General features: G+C 31.4%; 12 protein-coding genes and 2 pseudogenes. All 14 read left to right on the plus strand.

From position 1 onward, the window contains the following. The first annotated feature begins 3 nt into the window (after window positions 1-3). Entirely contained in the window at window positions 4-294 is a 291-nt protein-coding gene (locus tag BN38_RS09145) for a hypothetical protein (RefSeq protein WP_044567157.1), read from the plus strand. Between the two features lies 1 nt (window position 295). Next, window positions 296-706, plus strand: a complete 411-nt coding sequence (locus BN38_RS09150) for a PrgI family protein (RefSeq protein ID WP_044567160.1) — start codon at window positions 296-298, stop codon at window positions 704-706. Then, entirely contained in the window at window positions 597-3,020 is a 2,424-nt protein-coding gene (locus BN38_RS09155) for a VirB4-like conjugal transfer ATPase, CD1110 family (protein WP_084593783.1), read from the plus strand. Before BN38_RS09150 ends, BN38_RS09155 begins: the two co-directional genes overlap by 110 nt. 7 nt (window positions 3,021-3,027) lie before the next feature. Next, window positions 3,028-5,607, plus strand: a complete 2,580-nt coding sequence (locus tag BN38_RS09160) for a CD1108 family mobile element protein (RefSeq protein WP_019117163.1) — start codon at window positions 3,028-3,030, stop codon at window positions 5,605-5,607. Between the two features lie 14 nt (window positions 5,608-5,621). Then, complete coding sequence (locus BN38_RS09165; RefSeq protein WP_001080402.1) at window positions 5,622-5,861, plus strand: hypothetical protein; 240 nt, start codon at window positions 5,622-5,624, stop codon at window positions 5,859-5,861. Further along, the gene (locus tag BN38_RS09170) at window positions 5,848-8,199 is read left to right on the plus strand and encodes a leucine-rich repeat protein (RefSeq protein WP_044567164.1); all 2,352 of its coding nucleotides are present in this window, start codon (window positions 5,848-5,850) and stop codon (window positions 8,197-8,199) included. Before BN38_RS09165 ends, BN38_RS09170 begins: the two co-directional genes overlap by 14 nt. A 14-nt stretch (window positions 8,200-8,213) precedes the next feature. Further along, a complete protein-coding gene (locus BN38_RS09175) occupies window positions 8,214-9,077 on the plus strand; it encodes a CD1107 family mobile element protein (RefSeq protein ID WP_044567166.1) in 864 nt (287 codons plus the stop codon). A gap of 73 nt (window positions 9,078-9,150) precedes the next feature. Further along, window positions 9,151-9,762, plus strand: coding sequence for a DUF6088 family protein (locus BN38_RS09180; RefSeq protein WP_044567168.1), 612 nt, complete (start codon window positions 9,151-9,153; stop codon window positions 9,760-9,762). Further along, window positions 9,755-10,738 (plus strand): nucleotidyl transferase AbiEii/AbiGii toxin family protein, encoded by a 984-nt coding sequence (locus tag BN38_RS09185; protein ID WP_044567170.1) that lies wholly within the window; start codon window positions 9,755-9,757, stop codon window positions 10,736-10,738. The genes BN38_RS09180 and BN38_RS09185 overlap by 8 nt, the downstream gene beginning before the upstream one ends. Before the next feature lie 92 nt (window positions 10,739-10,830). Next, a complete protein-coding gene (locus BN38_RS09190) occupies window positions 10,831-12,552 on the plus strand; it encodes a DNA topoisomerase 3 (RefSeq protein ID WP_044567173.1) in 1,722 nt (573 codons plus the stop codon). Further along, window positions 12,545-13,495, plus strand: a complete 951-nt coding sequence (locus BN38_RS09195) for a DNA cytosine methyltransferase (RefSeq protein WP_044567175.1) — start codon at window positions 12,545-12,547, stop codon at window positions 13,493-13,495. The genes BN38_RS09190 and BN38_RS09195 overlap by 8 nt, the downstream gene beginning before the upstream one ends. A 1,807-nt stretch (window positions 13,496-15,302) precedes the next feature. Next, window positions 15,303-19,772 (plus strand): annotated as a pseudogene (locus BN38_RS09200) (helicase-related protein); the annotation flags it as partial. Window positions 19,773-20,348: 576 nt separating this feature from the next. Next, window positions 20,349-22,019 (plus strand): group II intron reverse transcriptase/maturase, encoded by a 1,671-nt coding sequence (gene ltrA / locus BN38_RS09205; RefSeq protein ID WP_002839235.1) that lies wholly within the window; start codon window positions 20,349-20,351, stop codon window positions 22,017-22,019. 88 nt (window positions 22,020-22,107) lie between these two features. Continuing rightward, window positions 22,108-23,481, plus strand: a pseudogene (locus tag BN38_RS09210) (DNA helicase); the annotation flags it as partial. Window positions 23,482-23,516: the final 35 nt, after the last annotated feature.

A 23,516-nucleotide genomic window follows, 5' to 3' on the forward strand; every position in this document is an offset into this window, starting at 1 on the left:
TAAATGTTAAAAAAGAAAAATTGTGCTTTATTGGGACTTGGTATTTTATTGGGAGGAACTTATGAAATCTTAAAAGAGAAAAAAAGAAATGAAGAGATTAGAAACTTAAAGAAAAGAATAAACAGACTCGGAAGATGTCATAATGAATTTGTTATGTATCAAGGAGAATACAATGACAGAAATGAAGAAAAACAAGAAGAATTAGAAGAAAGAATTAGCTACCTGGAAGAGGAAACAACATCTAATTATGACTATATACTTGAACTTTCTAAAGAAGAAGTAGAGGGAGATTAAAATGGCATATGTACCAATACCAAAAGATTTGGACAAGATTAAAACAAAGGTTGCCTTTAACTTAACTAAAAGGCAACTAATAGGTTTTTCTGTGGCAGGACTAATTGGCATACCAACCTATCTATTTATGAAGAAATATCTACCTAATGATGTTTCAATTATTGCAATGCTAATAGTAACCCTGCCAATCTTTTTTATAACCTTATATGAAAAAGATACCTTAACTTTTGAAAAATATTTTAAATTTTTCTATCTTCATAAGTTTTATCAACCAACTAAGAGAATAAGAAAGGAGGCATACATTGAAGCAAAGAAAAAAGCAAATCAGCGACTTAAATCTAAGGGAAAAACAATTAAAAAAAGACCGAAAGGAAGTAAGAAGGCTAAAAACAAAGAAAGATCCAACAAATAGTCTTCTAAGTGTACTTTTAAAGAAAGAGAAAAAGAGATTTACTGTTGAAGATACAATTCCCTATATAAGAATGTTACCAGAGGGCATTTGCCAGTTAGATGAAAAAAATTATTCAAGGACAATTTCATTTCAAGATATAAATTACCAGTTGGCATTGGAAGAAGATAGAGATTTAATCTTTAACCAATTTGCCAACTTTTTAAATTCTTTTGATCCAAGTGTCCACATTGAACTTTCGTATGTAAATCAATTAGGAAGAAATAAAGACCTACAAGATGCAATTAAAATTGCTGATAAGGGAGACTTCTATGACGATGTAAGAAAAGAGTTTAGGGAGATGTTAAAGCTTCAACTTGCAAAGGGCAATAACGGACTTAAAAAGATGAAGTATATAACCTTTACAACAGAAGCCGATAACCTAGAGCAAGCAAGAGCAAAGTTAAATAGACTTGAAGTAGATATTTTATCTAACTTTAAATCTATGGGAGTAAGAGCAGAAAGCCTTGATGGTGAAGAAAGGCTAAGACTTGTTCACGATATGTTAAATCCAGACAAAAACTTTTATTTTTCATATAAAGATTTGAAGAAGAAAGAGTCTACAAAGTCACATATAACTCCCAATATCTTTAATTTTGCACCAGCAAATAATTTTAAATTTGGTAAATATATTGGAGCAGTAAGCCATTTTCAAATACTTGCAAGTGAGTTATCAGACAGAATGTTATCTGAGTTTTTAGATATTGATGACAATATTTATGTAGCTTTTCATATAGATGTAGTTGAACAAGCAGAAGCCATTAAACTCATTAAGAGAAAAAATACAGACCTGGATAGAATGAAAATTGAAGAACAAAAGAAAGCAGTTCGAGCAGGATATGATATGGATATTATTCCATCAGATATAAATACTTTTGGTGCGGATGTTAAGTCCATGTTATCTGACTTACAAAATAGAGATGAAAGGCTCTTTGTAGTTACCATAGTAATGATGAATTTTGCTAGGACTAATCAAAAATTAGAAAATACTATTGCTCAAATCTCATCAATTGCTAACAGACATAATTGTCAGGTGAAAAGATTATCTCATCAGCAAGAGCAAGGACTTGTTTCTGTCTTACCTCTAGGAGTTAACCAAGTCGAGATAAAAAGATTTTTAACTTCATCATCAACGGCAGTATTTATGCCTTTTACAACAGAAGAGCTATTTATTGATTCAGCAAATTCTTTGTACTATGGCTTAAATGCCCTTAGCCAAAACTTAATTATGGCAGATAGGAAGAAACTCAAGAACCCTAACGGATTAATATTAGGAACACCAGGTTCTGGTAAATCTTTCTCGGCAAAGAGAGAGATGGCAAATGCAATTCTTGTAACAGACGATGATGTAATTATTTGTGATCCTGAAGGCGAGTATTCAAACCTTGTAAAACAATTTAATGGAGAAGTTATTAAAGTTTCAGCAAAATCAAAGGACTACCTTAATCCACTAGATATTAATATGAACTATGGAGATGGGGACGCACCTTTAAAGGATAAGGCAAACTTCATAATGTCTATGCTTGAACTTGTAGTAGGAGGATCTGGTCTTACTGCTGCAGAAAAATCTGTTATAGATAGGTGCTTACCAAAGATATACCAAAAATATTTTGAAGACCCAAAACCAGAAAATATGCCAATATTAGGAGATTTATACGATATGCTCCTATCTCAAGAAGAGGGAGTCGGTAGAAAACTAGCAACAGAAATGGAAATTTATGTTAAGGGAAGTCTTAATGTATTTAATAATAGGTCAAATGTTGACTTAAATAGACAACTACTCTGTTTTGATATAAAAGAGCTAGGAACACAACTTAAAAAAATAGGTATGCTTGTAATTCAAGACCAGGTTTGGAACAAGGTTTCCCTAAATAGAGGAAGCAAGTCTACTAGATACTATATAGATGAGTTCCACCTTTTATTAAAAGACCCACAAACTGCTTCATATTCAGTAGAAATCTGGAAAAGATTTAGAAAATGGGGTGGTATTCCAACAGGTATAACACAAAACGTAAAAGACCTTTTAACAAGTCAGGAAATTGAAAATATCTTTGATAATACAGACTTTGTTCTAATGTTAAATCAAGCATCTGGAGATAGGGATATTCTTGCTAAGAAATTAAAAATATCGCCTTATCAGTTAAACTATATAACTAATTCAAATGCAGGTGAGGGACTCTTATTCTTTGGAAATACTATTGTTCCATTTATAGATAAATTCCCTAAAGACACCATGCTATATAAGCTAATGACAACAAAACCAGAAGAAGCTAAGTAGGTGTGATATGGATAAAAAACTAAAAAAAGATTTTCAAAAGAAAATTATACGAAATAGGGACGCTCCTGAAAAGAATATGGATAGTAAACTTGTTCATTCAGATGATTATACCAATAAGATTATTAAGAATAAGGATAGGTTCGGAGATAAAATTTCAGAAAAAGAATCTAAACTTATTCATGAGAATGTATTAGCTAAAGATCAAAAACAAGATAAACTAAAAGATTTTCAGAAGTCTAAAAACAAGGAAAGAATTAGAAAAGAATTTTTAGATAATAAGGATAAGGTTGAAGAAACAAAACAAACTAATCTTGAAATAAGGACAGATGAAAGCTTTAAACTTGATGAAGAGTTAGATGTAGACTTCAAAAAGGTAAATTTTGAAAGTGAAAATAGTAGAAATATTAATTCTAATAAATTAACAACAGATGATATTTCAGCTAACGCTCAACCAATAAGCAATAAGAAGGCATCAAGTAAAAGAAAAGTTCTTAAAAATTATGAGGATAAACTTATCCATAGTAAGGATAAATTCCAAGACAAAATCAACGAGAAAGAGTCTAAGCGAATCCAGACAAGTGAAGATAAACCTATCGAAGCAGAGAAAAGCAAGAGAATATATAGAAAAGATAAGCTTGTTAAAGATGAAGTGAGCAAGAACGACAGTAATGCTAATATCGATAAAAAGCGAAAACAGAAACTTTATCAAGAAAAGAAGTTTAGAGATAAGGAGAAAATTTCTAAAGAAAAAGATAAAGAAAATAAGCTAAACGAAGTTGATACAGATAAAACTTTTGATAATCCTGAGTTTAAAGACAATAATCAAGAATTTATAAAAGATGAAAAAGAAACAAGCCTTAAACCTTCAGAACAAAAGAAAGTTAATAAAAAGAAGACTTACTACAAGAGAAAAAATTATGAAAGTGATAAATTTACTCGAAAGAAAATCGATGACTTAAAAAATGAATCTAAGAAAGTTACACCGAAAGATTCTAAGAAGGCACAAGATGTTAAAGACTTTATATCAGATAAAAAGATTGGAGAGCTTGAAAAGTCTAAAAGCAAGCTAAAGGATAATATTTTAAAGAATAAAACTAAAGGAAGTCTATCTTCTGGGGTTTTATTATCTGGAGCTAAGTCATCAGAGTTAGTGAGAGATTATTTAAGTTCAGGATCTGATAATACTGGTGTAGAATCTGGAGAAAAGGCCGCTAATGTAAGCTCTAAACTTCAGCATGGAATAAGGAAGTATAAGTTAGACAAAAAGAAAAAGTCATTAAAAAAGCTATCTACACTTGATAAGAAAATAAGAAATAGAAAAAGCAAGTTGGAGTTTAAAAGTGGCTTGGAAGATTTAAAAAAGTCAGACTCCTATATAAAGAAAAATAGATTTAAGAAGTTTTACCAAAGAAAACAAATGAAAAGCATGATAGCTAAAAAGCACGAAACAAGACTGGTAGATAGAGTTAAAAAAGCTATTTTAAGTTTAGGTAAGGCTTCTAAAGAGCTAATCGTAAGAAAAAGTAAGATGGTTCTATTTCTAGTAATAGGACTAGGTCTTATGCTATCAATCATGATTGGTGGTGGAAGTGTTGGTATGAGTGGATTAAGTAACTCTGTTAACTCAGTAATGACAACAACATACCTATCACAAGATACAGTTCTAAGTGAAGTTAATCAAGAATTTTCATCAATGGAGTATGACCTACAATCACAAATCGAAAGTGTAAAAACAAGTCATCCTGGATATGACGAATATATTATAAATAAAGATGGAGAAATTGGTCATAATACCCATGAACTTTTATCCTATATAACTTCAAGATGTGGTGAAGTAAAATCAGCATCTGAAGTAAAAGGAATTTTAAAAGAGCTTTTCGATAAAATGTATAAGCTTGATTTTAAGGAAGAAATCGAAATTAGAACAAGAACAGTAGAAAGAACTAGATATGATAGTCGTGGTAATCCCTATACTAGCTATGAAAAAGAAGAGTACGAATATAAAAAGTTAATTGTAACTTTAAAGAAAAGAGAAATGGATGAAGTTGTTAGGGAAATATTTAAAGATTATCCAGACAATGTAGTTCATTATGAAGCTCTTCTTGAAGCTAAGGGAAATATGGGAGATGTTTTTGGATCAGGTAATGGGGACTTAGGAGAAATAGTAGATAATCCAAACTTTGGAAATCCTGGTCTTGCTTTTGATTCAGCTACTGCCAAAGCCTTATTTAATGAAGCAGAAAAACATATAGGCAAAAGATATGTGTTTGGAGCAAGTGGACCATCTAACTTTGACTGCTCAGGTTTTGTATGTTGGTCATTTACAAAGTCTGGTGTAAAGAGAATGCCAAGAACAACTGCATGGAGAATATACAAAGACTATTGTAACCCAGTCAGTCCAAGTGAAGCTCAACCTGGAGATATTATATTTTTCCATTCAACATATAACAGTGGAACACCAATATCTCACGTAGGAATATACGCAGGTAATGGAATGATGATTCACGCAGGAGATCCAATTCAATACACATCAATAAATTCAAAATATTGGAAATCACACTTTTATGGTTTTGGAAGACCTAGATAGAAGGGAGATATTATGTGAACAGGAAGCTTATAAGTATTAGAAACAAAAAGAAAAAAATAGAAGAGAAATTGAAAGATTTAAATGCAAAATACAAGGAAATTTGCGATGAAGAAATACAGGTTGAAAATGAAGAAATAATTGTAACTCTTAGGAGGAACAATATTAGCTTGGAAGAATTAATGGAGAAAATCAATGATAGAAAAAGAGAAGAGAAATTAAAAGAAAAGGAGAACATTCATAATGAAGAAATTTAATACGAACAGACTAAGAGCCTTTTTTATGGCTCTTTTATTAGTTTTAACATCAACTGTGCATACAAGTGCATTTGCAAAGTCTGATGTTACTTGGACGGAAGATGATTTTATGTATTCCTCTGAGGGAAATATAATCGCTTTTAGTGATAAGGGCTTAGAAAAGAAAGAAAAGACAAATATTCTAGTATTTCCTGAAGGAACGAAGTCTATAAATGGAAATTATTCTTTAAGTCATTCAAACGATGAACTTAGATATAAAAGAGAATTTGGGCGTGGCAAACATTGGGATAAAGTAATTATTCCTGATTCTGTTAAGCATTTAGGTTATGCTGCCTTTTACGAAGCAAGTATAGATGAAGTAAAACTATCAAATAGTCTAACTTATCTTGGTGGTTTAGCATTTTTCAATTGTGGACTTAGAGAAGTAACTTTACCTAATACTTTGGTAAATATTGAACATAATGCTTTTGAAAGAAATAACCTTCAAGAAATAACTATACCGAAGTCTGTGAAGACAATTGAACAGTATGCTTTTTCAAGAAATAAACTGCACACTGTAAAAGTTTTAGGCAATCCAAACATTAACAGTAAGGGAGTATTCCATAATCAAGAAGTTGAGTATAGACCAAAACAAAATCCATTTTACGAAAATCATTTTGGTTTCAACGGAAATCAAGGATTCAAATCTATTCCTAATGGATTAAAGTTTGAAAATGGAGAGTTTGTCTTTGATAAGAACGTAGATAGTGTAGAACTTGAATTTGATTATAACAATGATTTGTATCAAGGAAAGATGACTATATACAATCCAAATAAATATTCCATTGATACTCAAACAGATTTAACAGGGCAAGATATTGATGAAAAGGACAATAAGATTGATGATTTAACTAAAAATATTAAGGACTTGGAAAATCAGATCAAAGACTTAAATGATAAGAAACAAGAAGACCAAACAAAGATAGATGAATTAAAGGAAAAGTTAGAATCTTGCAAAGATAATGGAGAAAAACTAAAACAAGAAAAAACTAAGCTAGAAGAAGAAATTATAGATAAAGACAATAAGATTGCTCAATTGAATAAAGAAATTGAGAATCTTAAAAACTCTAATAATGATGAACTAATCGCAGAAATTACTCAGCTTAAAGATGAATTAAAAAGATTACAAGATGAAAATGCAAAACTAAAAGAAGATTATTCATCTACAAAATGGGAGTTAGAAGCTGAGAAAGAAAAGGCTGATAAAAACGAAAATAAAATCAAAGAAATGCAAGAAAAGCTCGAGTCTTTAGAAGAGGAACTTGCAAAGAAGACTAAAGAAATTGAGGATAAAGATAATAAAATTAAGGGTTTGGAAAAAGCTCTTGATGAAAAAGATAATAAGATAAAAGAATTAGAGAATAAAAAGAAAGAAACAGAAAAGACTAAGTCAGAATGCTTTAAGAAAATTGAAGAGCTTCAAAAGGCTATTGATAGTTTAAAAGAATCTTCTGAAAATATGAAAAAAGATTTAGAAGAGAAGATTAAAGGGTTAGAAGAAAAACAAAAAGCTTCTGAAGAAGAAATTAAAAAGCTAAAAGAAGAATTAGATAAGAAAATTGAAGAAGCAAAGAAGTTAATCGAGGAAGCAAATAAAAAAGCGAAAGAAGAACTTGAAAAACAATCTAAAGATGAAAAAGATAAAAATCTAAACCAAGACTTATCTAAGAAATTAGATGAACTTCTAAAACTCCAAAAAGAAAACAAAGAAAAGAAAGAAGATAAGAAATCTCAAGATAAGAAGTGGGATGAACTTTTGAAAGCTGATGACAAGAATATCCTAAATCAATTTGATCTTAACAAGATGAAAAAGCAAGAGGAACAACAAGGCAAAAAACAAGATAAAGATGAAAAAGAATTTGCAGTTTTTCAAGTAGACAAAAACTTTTATAACATTATCAATAAAGATGGTAAGACAACAGTCTATATGGATGTAAAAACTTATGTAGATCAAGGAAGAACTATGATTCCAGTAAGATATATCGCTTATACTCTAGGTTTTAATGTTGAGTATGACAATTCTACTCGTGAAGCTATTTTCTCAAATAAAGAGAATAATATCCTAGCTAAAAAGACATTAAGACTAAATATTGATACTGGTGTTATGAAAGATTCAGATGGAAAGGTCTACAATTCAGATGTTAAGCCAGTGATTATAAATGGAAGAATTCATGCTTCAATTTCAAATATTGCTAAAGCTTTTGGAGCAAGTCATGGAGATATTAAAGATGGCAAAAACCAAACAATAGAATGGGACAATGCTAGAAAAGCAGTCTATGTATTTAAAAATGTAAAATAAGAAAGGATAGAAAAATGAATAAGAGTATTAAACGAGGAGTAGCCATAGCGTTACTCCTTTTTACATTTACAGTACCAAAAGCTACATTTGCGATGACAAATGAAGGGCAAATAGAAAGTCAAAATGAATCAATCTATGAACCACAAAAAGAAGAATTTGAAAAAATGTTGAAAGATGATGTTTTTACACCATCAAAAGAAGAAATTCCTTATCAAGATGTTCCAAGAATACCAGGAAATACAAGTGAAGCAAACAAGCCTTCAAATAATCCTCCAAAGAAAACCCCACTTGTAAAAGGTGGTAATACAAAGGCAGTAAATAATCTTGCGACACAAGAAAATAAGGCAAGAGGTTCAGTAATTGAAAATGTAGATAGGAATGGAAAAGATATAACACCAAGTGGAGATACAGAAAAAGATAAAGAAAATCCAGTAGATGTGAGACAATTTTTAACATTTCAAACTAAAAGTGGAAAAACTATGCACCTAATAGTGGATCACTCATCAAATCAAGATAATGTAAGGCTATTGACAGAAGTAGGAGAGAAAGACCTACTTAATATGATTGAATCAGAAGACAAAAATACTATAAAGGTTGAAGAGCCTAAGAAAGAAGAAGTAAAAAAAGAAGAACCTAAGACTGTTCCAGTAAAAGAAGAAAAGAAAAGTGGAATAGGTTCATTTCTAATTATTGCACTTGTAATTGGAGGAGTTATAGGAGCAGGATACTATTTTAAGGTAGTCAAAGCTAAGGAAGATAAAATGTTGGAAGACTTTGAAGAAGATGATAAGGATTATATTAGTGAGTCGGAAGATGAATCTGACAATGATGAAAGTCATGAAGAATCACTAGATGATGATGGCGATGAACTATTATAAGAATATTAAATTTAAGTACAATTGAACTTTTGTCCCAGATATGATATGATATTTGGGACAAAGGAGGATTGTAATGAGTTCATATATAGAAAAAATATCAGATAAAATAAATGATTTTGACTCACATAAAGTATTTTTTGCTAATGACTTTTTAGATATTGCTTCTTATGAAACTTCTAGAAAGACATTGAATAGGATGGTAAATGAAGATAAAATTAAGCGTGTCATTGATGGCTTTTATTACAATCCAAGATATAGTGAATTAATTGGAGAGTACGAAGCAGTATCAATTCACGAATTAGCACTTGCCATAGCAAGAAAATACAATTGGAATATTGCACCATATAATAGCACAGCCTTAAACTTATTAGGACTTTCAACACAAGTTCCAACTCACTATAAATATATATCTAGTGGAAGATATAAAGAATATAAAATTGGGGATACAGTTTTAGAATTTAAAAAAGTAAATCCAGGAGAAATTGCCAATATGTCTTTGAAGACAGCGACAGTTATTCAAGCAATTAAGTCTTTGGGAAAAGAAAATATAACTAATGAAGTTATAAAAAAGATAAGAGAAAATTTAAGTGAAAAAGAAAGAACAGACTTAATGAACGAATCAAAATCAGTGCCAGCATGGATATATGAAGTAATAAGGGAAATTTGTGAGGGCAAAAATGAGTAAGTTTTATATAGAAAACAAAGAAGATTTAAGAATTTTAATAGTAAATACAGCAAGAAAGAAAAATATATCTGAAGCAGTCATTGAAAAAGACTATTGGGTTACTTTTATCTTAGACTATCTATTCAATGAAAATAAATGGAAAGATTATTTTACCTTTAAAGGTGGCACATCACTTTCAAAGTGTTTTGGACTTATAGAAAGATTTTCTGAAGATATAGATCTAATCTTAGATTGGCGAGTATTAGGATATGAAGAAAAAGAACCATGGTTAGAAAGGTCAAATACCAAACAAGATAAATTTAACAAAGAAGTTAATGAAAAGACAGAAGTATTTTTAAGAGATGAATTTTTAAAAGTTTTAGAACAAGATTTAAAGGATTTTGATTTTGAATTTTCTATAGATAGTATAGATTCACAAACAATTCTATGTAAATATCCTAAAATTTTTGAATCTAATTATTTAACACAAAATATAAGGCTTGAAATAGGAAGCATTGCAGCATGGACACCTGCAATTGATGTTGAAGTTTTGCCGATAATTGGCGAAGCATATTCAAATGTATTCCAAGAAAAAACTAATATAAGAACAGTATCAGCAGAGAGAACATTTTGGGAAAAGGCAACTATTTTACACCACGAAGCAAATAGACCAGAATCTTCTCCTATGCCACACAGATACGCAAGACACTTTTATGACTTATATAAAATAGCAAATTCAGATTTTAAAAACAAAGCTTTAGAGGATAAAGATTTATTAAAAAAAGTGACTGAATTTAAGATGAAATTCTACCCTAGAAAGTGGGCAAGGTATGAAGATGCATTAAATGGTAGATTGAAGTTAGTTCCAAGAGAGTTTCGATTTTCTGAAATAGAAAAAGATTATAAAGCTATGTCAGAAATGATATATGGAGAATATCCAAACTTTGAAGAGATTATAAAAGTTCTTCAAGAACTAGAAAAAGAAATTAATAAGTAAATCGAATTCTCCCAAAAATAATATAATATTCGGGAGAAAAACTTTGAGCGAGAGAGAAATCTTTCGCTCTTTTTTTATTTATGGAGGTATTAATGAAGTTAGTAATAGCAGAAAAGCCAAGTGTAGCAGTTACAATTGCAAAAGTAATTGGAGCAAGAACAAGAAAAAATGGATATTATGAGGGGAATGGATACATTGTTTCTTGGTGTGTCGGTCATTTAATTCAAATGGCAAGTCCAGATAAGATAGACGAAAAATGGAAGAAATGGACAATAGAAAATCTTCCTATAATTCCAGAAGAATATATTTATGAAGTATCTAAAAGCACTAAAAAACAATATGGAATTTTAAAGAAAATTTTAAATGATAAGAACATCGATACAGTAATAAATGCTTGTGATGCTGGAAGAGAGGGAGAACTTATTTTTAGGCTTGTATATAATCAAGCTAAATGTAAGAAGAAGATTAAAAGACTTTGGATATCTTCAATGGAAAACAAAGCTATTGAAGATGGCTTTAGAAATCTTAAAGATGGAGAAAACTTTGAAGACTTATATAAATCAGCAAGTGCAAGAGCTACCTCTGATTGGCTGGTGGGAATGAATTTAAGTAGGCTTTATTCTTGCATTTACAAGGAAACATATTCTGTTGGTAGAGTACAAACACCAACCCTATATTTAATAGCTAAAAGGGATAGTGAAATAAACCTATTTAAGAAGCAAAAATATTATACGGTAGACCTATCTTATGGAGGATTGAAACTTGTATCAGATAGGATTGATAGAATTGAAGTGGCAGAGCAACTATTAAATCTACTAGAAGATGAAATAGTTATTACAGATGTAGAAGATAAAGAAATAAGCACAAAACCAGATAAGCCTTATGATCTCACTACCTTACAAAGAGAAGCAAATAAGTATTTTGGATATTCAGCAAATGACACTTTAAATCTGGCACAAGGTTTGTATGAAAAGAAGCTAATCACATATCCAAGAACAGATAGTAGGTATTTAACCGATGATATGGTTAATACTATAAAAGAATTATTAGAAGGACTTGAAGAAGGTTTTAAAATCAATGAATCAAACTTTAAGTCTATTTTTAATTCATCTAAGGTTACAGACCACTATGCAATTATTCCTACTATATCAGGTATCGGAAAAGCCAAAGATTTATCTGATAAAGAAAGTAAAATCTATAATCTAATTAAGGGTAAATTACTTGCTTCATGCTCGGATAACTTAAAGGAATCTAGCAGAAAAATCAGATATGAATATGACAAGTTTAACTTTAATGCAAGTGGCAAGACTGTAATTGATGAAGGTTATACCAAGTATCTAAAGAGCTATGGAAAGGAAAGACAAGAAAATGAATTACCAGATATAAAGACTGGAGATAAAATTAAGCTAACTTCTAAAAATATATCTGAGAAATTCACAAAAGCTCCAGGTCATTATAATGAAGATACACTTTTAAAGGCTATGGAGAGTGCAGGGGTAGAATCCTTGGATAAAGATGTAGAAGTGGAGAGAAAAGGCTTAGGAACACCAGCTACAAGAGCAGGAATTATCGAAAATCTTATCTATAAAGATCTCATAAGAAGAGATAAGAAAAATCTACTTGTAACAGAGAAAGGCAATAGGCTTGTATCGATTGTTGAGGATAAGTTTAAATCAGCAGAAACAACATCTGAATGGGAAATGAAACTTGCAAAGATTAGCTCTGGTGAAGTAGACAAAGAAGACTTTTTAAGAGAAATTGAAGATAGTATAAGGGAGCTTGTAGATAGGTACAAGAATAATCTAAATGAATAAGGTAAAAATATTAGAGCTTTTCGGTGGCATAGGTGCTATTAGAAAGGCTTTTATTAATTTAAAGATACCTTATGAAGTTGTTGATTATGTAGAAATAGACAAGGCTTGTGTTAAATCATATAACGCACTTTATGGAGAAGAATATAAAGCAAAATCAGTAGTAGGATATAAAGCTCCTAATGAAAAGATAGACTTAGTTATGCATGGAAGTCCTTGCCAAGACTTTTCAAGAATAGGAAAAAAGCAGGGAGGAGTAAAAAACTCAGGAACTAGATCAAGCTTACTATTTGAAACAATTAGAATAATTAAAGAAATGAAAAATAAACCTAAATGGATAATTTGGGAAAATGTAAAGGGAGTCCTTGATAGAAATATGAGGGACTCCTTTTTTATTTATCTAAAAGAGCTGGAAAGCCTTGGATATGAAAGCAAATATGAAATCTTAAATGCAATGGACTTTGGGATACCTCAAAAAAGAGAAAGGATATTTGTTGTTTCATATCTTGGAGCAAATAACTTTTCTTTTAATAAATTGGAGAGGAAAGAAACAAGACCACTAAGTGAATTTTTAGAAAAGAATGTAAATGAACTTTACACAATGACCCAACCTTATATGCTGAAATTTTTAAATAAAGGTATAGATAACAGTTTTAGAGGGCGACTAAAAGTGATTAAAGATTTTTCTTATACTATTTCTACAAAACAGATGAGAGTACCTAATTCTGGAATAATAGATATTGGAAATGGTCAGTATAGGTATTTAACAGAAAGAGAATGTTTAAGACTAATGGGTTTTGATGACAGTGATATTAACAAACTAGAAGAAGCACATCCAAGAAGAAAAAATTGCACTTCAAGTAAACTATATAAGCAGGCCGGCAATTCTATTGTGGTCGATATTTTAATGGCTATTATAAAAGAAATTCATAGAATGGAGGTATAAAATGCAAGTAAATGATTTTAAGAATATACAAGAAGCTATAAAATATGAAGTGTTACAAGATGAAAAAGAATATTTAAAACTCTTAAAGGTTGTAGGTAACAATCAAAAATATGATTTTTCTAGCCAACTAAGTATATATAACAAAGAACCTGAAGCTAGAGCTTGTGCGACTTTTGAAATGTGGAAAAAATATTTTGGCAGAGTTGTTATGAGAGGTCAAAAGGGCATTCCAATTTTAGTTGGAAGTGATATAAACAAAAAAGTTTCATATATTTTTGATATTAGTCAGACCACATCAATGGATAGGAATATTAATGAGGTTAGCTTATGGCAATTTGACCACGAAAACCATAACGAGGCTTTAAAAGAAATAATAAATAATTCTTCATTTGAAGCTAGTGATTCACTCAATGAAAATATATTTTCTTTGAGTCGAATTTATGGAGATGAATATATTAACTTGGCTCTTGCTGATTTAAGGATAGATATAGAGGATAGACTTAGTTTTGAAAAGTTTATGAGGGACTCAATATCCTATGCGGTAGCTAATAGGTTTAATACAGCCTACCCTATGGATATGGAAAATTTAAAAAATAATTTTTCTAGGATTAATACAATTTCTTTAGAGCAGATAGGTCTTGTAATATCAAGGGTTAGTGAAGATATTATAGATAGAACAATAGAAAAATCTAAGGAAATGGATCGAGCTAGGCTGCTGACAGAAAGGGCTGGTGGCGACTATAATAGAGATATAGAAAATATAAATGAAGATAGAGGAGGTCAAGATGATTTATATAGACGAGATGATAGGTCAAGAAGTAGAGATGGACGAGTTTTCACAGATGGAAGCGACAGAGGAAATAGCGATGAAGATCGAAGAGAAAACCTTGGACATGATGGAGAAGGATCTGGAATTTATGGAGAGATATCCGAATCCGACATACGCAGTTCTAAGACTGTCTTACCTAGTAGGGAGCGAGGACATGGAGAACTGGAAGAAACTTCAGGAAATGTACGAGGAGAAAACACTTTTGAACCATCTGAAAGAAATTCAGAATCAGGCAGTGGACTTTATCAAGAGAGAGAAAGTCAAGATGATGAAAGCACAAGGATTGACAGAGAAGATGATGAGAGAGAATCCAGAGGAATATCAAGGACAGATGAACAACTTGATGGCAACAGTGAAGAAAATGGCAATCAAGGAATACGTAGAAGCTTAGAAAATGAAATAAGCCAAGAAAAGGAAGCTGATGAAGCTTCTTTTTTTGATAGCAAAACCACTGAAAACAGAAAAGATTACTGGATTGTAGAATTTAATGAAAACCACGAATTAGTTCCCGATTATAGTGCGCAGATAGTAACCAAAGAATTAATAAATGTCCTAAGACAAAAGGATATTGATGTTAAATACCATAATCAAACTCTTGGAGAAAATGAATTTAGAGAAATGACTGATGATTATATCGGATATTTCAAATTCTATTTTGACCACTATGTAGATGGCGAAGTTGTCGAGCATTATAGGATTGACCTTGGTGATGGTGAAGAAGTAAATGAGCGTGAATTTTCATATTTAGAAGACCAAGTTGCACTAAGTGAGGAAAAATCTTTTCAAGAAGAAGTTAAGGAAAAGATAGAACCTAAATTTAAGATAGGCGATCAGGTTAGATATAAAGATAAGGACTTTACCATTACAGATTTTGATGAACTAAGTGGAGGACTTAAAACTGTCACTATCAGAGATAATATGGAATATATGGGAGGTATGATTAGGGGTTCGGAAGTAATTCCATATAGAAACGATTCATACCTTGAAGAAATCTTTGAAAATCTAAGTCAAACATCAGAAAAACTAGCAGTAAAGGTTGGTAAGGAATTTATTTTAGAAGATGAGAATACCTTTCATGGAATTAACTTAATTGAAACAGAAACTAAAGTAGAAGTTAATGAGGAAGAATATCCTTTATATAAGGGTGAAACATTTGAAGAAAGTAGAAAGATTGATGACCTTTTAGATAGTGGAAATTATGAGATATACAAATTATCTGAGCATGAAAAACAAATTGAAAGACAAGTAGAACAAGAAAGCTTTATAGATAACTACAATCCAGAAATTGACCAAATGATGGATAGATACAATGTGCCTAGGGAAGCAGCCGAAAACTTATTGAGGGGAAAAGAAGATTTAAAGAATCTAGGCTATGAACCTAATAAGGAAAGACTAAGTTTTGCTAGAAATTATGACTTAAAAAATCATATCTACTCAGAATACCTAACACCATCAGAAAAGCTAGATAAAAATATCAAAGCTATTAAAATGCTCAAAAGACTTGAAAATGAAAATAGGAGTCCAAAAGAATATGAACAAGCTTATCTTGCTGATTATTTAGGTTGGGGTGGTCTTGCCGATGTCTTTGATGAAGAAAAGGGAGGTCAATGGCTTGAAGCAAGGAATATTTTAAAGGAGAATCTAACAAATGAAGAGTATTTGAATGCTAAAGAGTCTACTTTAACATCGTTTTATACACCTAGAGAGGTAATGGATGGAATATATAAAACTCTAACGGATATGGGATTTAAGACTGGGAATATCCTTGAACCATCTGCAGGAGTCGGAAATTTCATTGGTAATATGCCAAATGAAATGAAAGCGTCTAAAATCTATGGAGTAGAAAAAGATAGCCTAAGCGGAAGAATAGCCAGAGAACTTTATCCTGAAGCTAATATTCAAATTAAAGGTTTTGAAGAAACAAACTTCTCAAACAATTTCTTTGATTTAGTAATTGGAAATGTTCCCTTTGGAGATTTTAAAGTTAACGATCGTGAATATAACAGAAATAACTTTCTGATTCACGATTATTTTTTTGCAAAGTCAATAGATAAGGTAAGAAATGGAGGAATTATCGCCTTCATAACTTCATCTGGAACTATGGATAAAAAAGATGAATCTGTTAGAAAATATATTAATGCAAGATGTGAATTTTTAGGAGCTATGAGGCTACCTAATACAACATTTAAAGGACTTGCTGGTACAGAAGTTACTTCAGATATTATTTTCTTAAAGAAGAGAGATTCAGTTATAGAAAGAGATGATGATTGGATACACCTATCAACTGATAAAAAGGGTTTGACCTATAATAAATACTTTGTAGATAATCCTCAGATGGTATTAGGGGATATGAAAGAAGTATCTGGCAGATTTGGCAATACTATTACTTGTGATGAAAAAGAAGATGAAAAGTTAAAAGACTTAATGGATATTGCAAGTAAGGAAATATCTTCAAATTCAAAATATGAAGAGGTCGAACTATTGGAAGATGAAGAATTAAGTCTTCCAGCAACAGATGATGTTAAGAATTTTTCTTACACTATTATTGATGAAGAGGTCTACCTAAGAGAAAACTCAGTCTTAATCAAGCAGAATATATCAGATAAAAATAAAGAAAAGATAAAAGATTATCTTGATGTAATGAATGCTTTAAAAGATGTAATAGAAAAACAAAAGGACGATTTTTCTGAAGAAGAAATAAAAGAGTCACAAGCAAAGTTAAATGAAGTCTATGATAACTTTTCAAAGAAACATGGCTTTATTAACTCCTTATCAAATACTAGAGCTTTAAAGGAAGACTCAAACTTTCCTTTGGTTTCATCAATAGAAATACTTGATGATGAGGATAATTTCAAAGCTAAGAGTGATATATTCTCAAAAAGAACAATAACAAAGGCAAAAGTAGTAGACCATGTAGATACTTCCCTTGAAGCTTTAGTCTTATCAGTTTCACAAAAAGGATATGTAGATTTTGAATATATGGAATCTATCACTAATAAAGATAGGAATACTTTAATTGGTGAACTTGAGGGCGAAATATTTTTAGATATTAAGGATACAGACCTAATAAATAACAAAATGCCCTTTGAAAACTTTAATAATGACGATCCATTTCATTTTTCATATGTATCAGCTGATGAGTATTTAAGTGGCAATATTAGAGAAAAGATTGGTTATCTCAATTCATATATAGGAGAAATTGAAAATGTAATAGATTTAGCACCTTCTGAAAAGAAAGACACATTATTAAACGAGTTAGGCAAACTCAAATATCAGAGAGAAAAATTACAAGAAGTTATGCCTGAAGAACTCACTGCTTCTGATATAAATGTAAGGTTAGGAGCAACTTGGATACCTCAAAAAGATATAGAAGACTTTACTTTTAATCTTTTAAAAACACCTGGCTATGATAGGTGGAATATAAATGTTAGGTTTTCGCCACACACGAGTGAATGGAACATTGAAGGTAAAAGTGTTGACTCAACTAATGACCTTGCTAACATGACTTATGGTACAAGTAGAGTAAATGCCTATAAGCTAATTGAAAATGCCCTTAATCTAAAAGATACAAAGGTATTTGACCAAGTAATAAATGATGATGGTTCTAAGACTTCTGTATTAAACAAAAAAGAAACTATGCTTGCAAGTCAAAAGCAAGAACTGATTAAAGAAGAATTTAAGAATTGGATATTTGAAGATCCTGATAGAAGATATAGGCTAGAGAAGATTTATAATGAAAAATTCAATTCAATTAGAAATAGAGAATTTGATGGTTCTAACTTAACTTTTGATGGAATGAATACTGAAATCAGACTACGAGAACATCAAAAAAATGCCATAGCAAGGACTCTTTATGGTGGAAATACACTACTTGCCCATGTAGTAGGAGCAGGAAAAACTTTTGAAATGGTAGCTTCTGCTATGGAATCTAAAAAGTTGGGACTTGCAAGTAAGTCATTATTTGTAGTTCCTAACCATCTAACCACTCAAATTGGTAGAGAGTTTATGCAATTATATCCGTCAGCAAATATTATGGTGGCCGATAAAAAAGACTTCCAACCTAAAAATAGGAAAAGATTTATTGGTAGGATTGCAACTGGAGAATATGACGCAGTCATTATAGGACACTCTCAATTTGAAAAGATACCAATGTCCAAAGAATACCAGGTAAGGCATATACAAGACCAAATAGATGATATAGTTTCCTTTATTGATGAGAACAAAAGAAATAGAGGAGAAAATTTCACAGTTAAACAACTAGAAAAGACAAAGAAGAAGCTTTTGGTAAGACTGGAAAAACTAAATGATGATTTTAAAAAAGATGATGTAATAACCTTTGAAGAGCTAGGAGTAGATAAGTTATTTATAGACGAAGCTCATAATTACAAAAACTTATTCTTGCATACCAAGATGAGAAATGTTGCGGGTATCGGTCAGAGTGAAGCCTTTAAGTCTTCAGATATGTATATGAAATGTAGGTATATGGACGAAATGACAGATGGAAAGGGTGTTGTATTTGCTACTGGTACACCAATATCAAATTCGATGACAGAGCTTTATACAATGCAAAGATACCTTCAGTATGACGATTTAAAGGCAAGAGGATTAGAACATTTTGACGCTTGGGCTTCTACTTTTGCAGAGACAGAAAACACCTTTGAATTATCTCCTGAAGGTACTGGATATAGGCAAAAGACAAGATTTTCAAAGTTTTATAACTTGCCAGAGTTAATGTCTATGTTTAAAGAAGTAGCAGATATAAAGACTTCAGATATGTTAAATTTGCCAGTGCCAGAAGCAAATTTTGAAGTTATTAAAACAAAACCTACTGAGGAACAAAAAGAAATATTAGAAGCTATTTCAGAAAGAGCTGACGCAGTTAGAAATAACCAAGTCGAGCCAACAGAAGATAATATGTTAAAGATTACAAATGATGGTAAAAAACTTGCCCTTGACCAAAGATTAATAAATCCACTACTTCCCGATGATCCTAATTCAAAGGTAAATGTATGTGTAAAAAATATCTTTTCGATCTGGGATAAGACAAAAGAAAATTCATCGACACAATTAGTGTTTTCAGATATGTCTACACCAAAAGGAGATGGAGAATTTAATATCTATGATGATATTAGAAATAAGCTAGTGAATATGGGAATACCTAAAGAAGAAATAGCCTTTATCCACGAAGCAGATACAGACAAACAAAAAGATGAATTGTTCTCTAAGGTAAGAAGAGGAGAAGTAAGAGTCTTATTAGGTTCTACTCAAAAAATGGGAGCAGGTACAAATGTACAAAATAAACTAATAGCCTTACACGATTTAGACGTCCCATGGAGACCGTCTGACCTAGAGCAAAGAAGTGGTAGAATTGTTCGTCAAGGTAATGAAAATGATAAAGTCAATATCTTTAGATATGTAACAGAAAATACCTTTGATTCTTATTTGTGGGTGCGACATGAAGTCGCTTAATTTAACTGTTTGGCATGATGACCAAACCAACTATTCCGTTAGTTGAGCCGAGTATCGACTGCACTTAAGTGTGGTAAGCCGATATTAAAGTAGCCCTACTTGAGGTAAAACCGTGAGGAAATACCGAAACTGCCAGCAACAAAGTGGTTAGGGAGCGAGGCTTGATAATATGGCTAACATATGTGAACTACTGATAAATGTCGTTAAGGCGAACAGGCTAAAGTTGCTGATAAGCCTGAACCAAAATGGTGTGTAGTCGGATAATCCTTTCCACAGTGGGATTACACGGACAAAAAGACTACCGGCAGAGAGGTAGAGCCTAAGTTATCAATGTTAATTAAGTGAAACATGGTAAGCCTGTACTATTGCCAAAAGGCAAGGCAAATCGTAAGAAATGCTGATAATGGTGCAGGTAAAGGAGAATGGAAAAAGCGAATGCCATCTTGTAATGAGATGGATAGGGGTTCAAAATTTGCCCTAACTTGAAAGAGTGCAGACTTCCATTTGGTTTTTAATCACAAGAGAACTTGTAGAATTTTTGAAAGGAGAAAGCAAATGAACAGTAAAATGTGTGCTACTACTAACAGAGCTAAAAACTGGGAAAGTATAGACTTTTCTCTAGCAGAAAGCTATGTTAAAAAACTACAAATGCGTATTGTGAAAGCGTGGAAAATGAGTAAATATGGAAAGGTAAAATCTTTACAGCATTTACTCACAACTTCATTTTATGCAAAAGCCTTGGCTATTAAGAGGGTAACTGAAAACCAAGGCAAGAAAACAAGTGGTGTAGATGGCGAATTATGGCTAACACCACAGGCAAAGTATAAGGCGATAGAAAAGTTAAATTTAAGAGGATATAAACCTAAACCTCTTAAAAGAGTGTATATACCAAAGAAAAATGGTAAGAAAAGACCCCTCAGCATTCCCACAATGACAGATAGGGCAATGCAAACACTATATAAATTTGCACTTGAACCCATAGCAGAAACTACTGCTGACCCTAATTCTTATGGATTTAGGGCAAAAAGATGTACACAAGACGCTATCGAGCAGTGCTTTACATCACTTAATAAAAAGAAATCTGCAAAATGGGTACTTGAGGGAGATATAAAAGGTTGTTTTGATAATATAAGTCATGAATGGATATTAAATAATATCCCAATGAACAAGAAATTATTAAAACTCTGGCTTGAGTGTGGATATATAGAAAAACAAAAACTATTTCCAACAGAAACAGGAAGTCCACAAGGCTCGCCAATATCACCTATTATTTCCAATATGGTATTAGATGGTTTAGAAAAAGCAATCAAAGAGAAATACCATAGAAGAACAGTAAATAAGAAAACATATTTCCCAAAGGTTAACTTTGTTAGATATGCGGATGATTTCATCGTTACAGGAGAAAGTGCAGAATTGCTTGAAAATGGTGTAAAGCCAATCATTGTAAAATTCTTGGCTGAAAGAGGTCTAGAATTATCAGAGGAAAAGACACTCATAACACACATAAATGACGGTTTTGATTTTCTTGGAGTTAATATTAGGATGTATAAAGATAAGTTGCTTACAAAACCATCTGATAAGAACCTCAAGGCTATTGTCGATAAAATCAGACGAATCATAAAAGATAATCCGTCAATGAAACAAGAAATTTTGATTAGAAAATTAAATCCAATCATTATAGGTTGGGTAAACTATCAGAAATATAATGTTTCATCTAAAGCCTTTGAAAAACTTGATTATGAAATATATAAAAGCTTGTGGACCTGGTGCGTTCGTAGACACCCAAAGAAAGGTAGAAAATGGATAGCTAAGAAATACTTCAATACCATTGGAAACAGAACCTGGACTTTCAGTGTAGCAACTGGCGACAGAATGGAAAATGGCGAGAAATACTATCTTCGTCTTAAATATGCTACAGACACTGATATTAAAAGATTTACCAAAATACAAGCTGAAGCAAATCCATTTGATGAAAATTGGCAAATATACTTTGAAGAAAGAGAAGAGTTAAAAATACGAAACGAACTTAAAGGACGTACAGTTATAAATAAACTGTATAAAACGCAAAATGGAATATGCCCTGTTTGTGGAGAGAAAATAACTATGGATACAGACTTTAGAGTACATCAAACAATTCAAAATAAAATTACCCTTAAAACTTTAGTACACCCTTGGTGTCATAAAAAATTGCATATAAATGATGAAGAAAACACGCTGGCTCTTTAATTAGGGCTTATAAAAACTTGAGCCGTGTGAGGGGAAACTCTCATGCACGGTTCTTAGAGGGGAAAGGGATAGTAATATCCCCGACCTACTCGACCAGACGATAGAGAATAAGCAAAAATTCATTTCTCAAATTATGACTTCAAAAACTCCAGTAAGAGTTGCAGAAGATGTTGATGAAGCAAGTCTATCTTATTCAGAAATTAAGGCTTTAGCCACTGGCAATCCTCTAATTAAAGAAAAAATGGATTTAGATAACGAAGTTACAAAGCTAAAAATGCTGGAAGCAAACTATAAATCTAATAAATATAAGCTTGAAGATAAGGTAAATAAATTTTATCCTCAAAGTATTTTAAAAACTGAAATGGAAATACAAGCAGTTAAAGAAGATATTGCAAGTGTTGAGAAATTAGGAGAAGGAGATAGTAAATTTACATCAATGAGTCTTGGTGGAAATAAAATTTTAGATAAGAAAGAAGCTGGAGAGAAGCTATTAGAAGAAATAAAAAAAGTAAAGATAAATGATAGTAAGGTCATTGGTAAATATAGAAATTTAGACTTACAAGTTTCATATAACTTTATGACTAATACTCATACATTTAAACTCCTAGGAAAAGCAGAATACTTTGGAGAGTTTTCAAACTCTACTGATGGTAATATAACAAGGCTTGATAATGCTATTGAAAAAATGCCTTCAAGACTTGAAAGATTGAATCAAAACCTTGAAAACTATAAGGAATCTTTAGAAAATGCCAAAGTAGAATTAATCAAACCATTTGAAAAAGCAGATGAGTTAAGGGAAAAGACACTAAGACTAGCTGAAATTAATAAACTTTTAGATATGGGAGAAGTAGAAGAATTAGAAAACCAATCACCATTATTAGAAGATTTAAAGAGGGCAATAGTTGATTATTCCAACTATGAGTTTTCAGAATCTAATAGCTATGAAGACTTTGACAAACTATACCCTGATTTAAGTCATATAGGACTTGCCTATACAGAAACACCTGATGGTAAGCATTCTATTCAATATGAAGTAAATTTGGAAGAAAAAACATGGACTCAGTATGTAGATAATGTAGCTATTAGAACAGAATCTTTTGTAGAAGAAGATATATCTAACTCACAAGCTATTAAAGATATGACCGAAGCTATAAAGATGTCTAGTTTTGATGATCTGGTATCAGTAGATGAAGAAGATTTAAAACAAGCACTGGGCTTAGAAATAGATGATGACGGAAACTTCTATGATCCACTTGCAAAAGATCATGATAATGACGGAATACCAGATAGGTATGACAATGATTTTAAAGATAGTGATTACTTTGAATCAACTTATGATGTAGAGGATAATCTTCACGCAAGAGAAGAGAAACCATCAATATTGGGTCAAATATCAAAATTCAAATCAGAAGAAGAAAAAGATAAAAATCAAGAAAAAAACGAAAAAGGACAAGAAAGGTAAAGGAGGGCGAAAGGCTCTCCTTATTCATTACAAGG

The sequence above is a fragment of the Anaerococcus provencensis genome (genome assembly GCF_000312365.2).
Taxonomy (GTDB): domain Bacteria; phylum Bacillota; class Clostridia; order Tissierellales; family Peptoniphilaceae; genus Anaerococcus; species Anaerococcus provencensis.

Excerpts from the sequence above, each read along its gene's own strand:
- BN38_RS09190 (WP_044567173.1), top strand. The coding sequence starts at position 10,831 with ATGAAGTTAGTAATAGCAGAAAAGCCAAGTGTAGCAGTTACAATTGCA.
- BN38_RS09145 (WP_044567157.1), top strand. The coding sequence starts at position 4 with ATGTTAAAAAAGAAAAATTGTGCTTTATTGGGACTTGGTATTTTATTG.
- BN38_RS09150 (WP_044567160.1), top strand. The coding sequence starts at position 296 with ATGGCATATGTACCAATACCAAAAGATTTGGACAAGATTAAAACAAAG.
- BN38_RS09160 (WP_019117163.1), top strand. The coding sequence starts at position 3,028 with ATGGATAAAAAACTAAAAAAAGATTTTCAAAAGAAAATTATACGAAAT.
- BN38_RS09180 (WP_044567168.1), top strand. The coding sequence starts at position 9,151 with ATGAGTTCATATATAGAAAAAATATCAGATAAAATAAATGATTTTGAC.
- ltrA (WP_002839235.1), top strand. The coding sequence starts at position 20,349 with ATGAACAGTAAAATGTGTGCTACTACTAACAGAGCTAAAAACTGGGAA.
- BN38_RS09175 (WP_044567166.1), top strand. The coding sequence starts at position 8,214 with ATGAATAAGAGTATTAAACGAGGAGTAGCCATAGCGTTACTCCTTTTT.
- BN38_RS09185 (WP_044567170.1), top strand. The coding sequence starts at position 9,755 with ATGAGTAAGTTTTATATAGAAAACAAAGAAGATTTAAGAATTTTAATA.
- BN38_RS09170 (WP_044567164.1), top strand. The coding sequence starts at position 5,848 with ATGAAGAAATTTAATACGAACAGACTAAGAGCCTTTTTTATGGCTCTT.
- BN38_RS09195 (WP_044567175.1), top strand. The coding sequence starts at position 12,545 with ATGAATAAGGTAAAAATATTAGAGCTTTTCGGTGGCATAGGTGCTATT.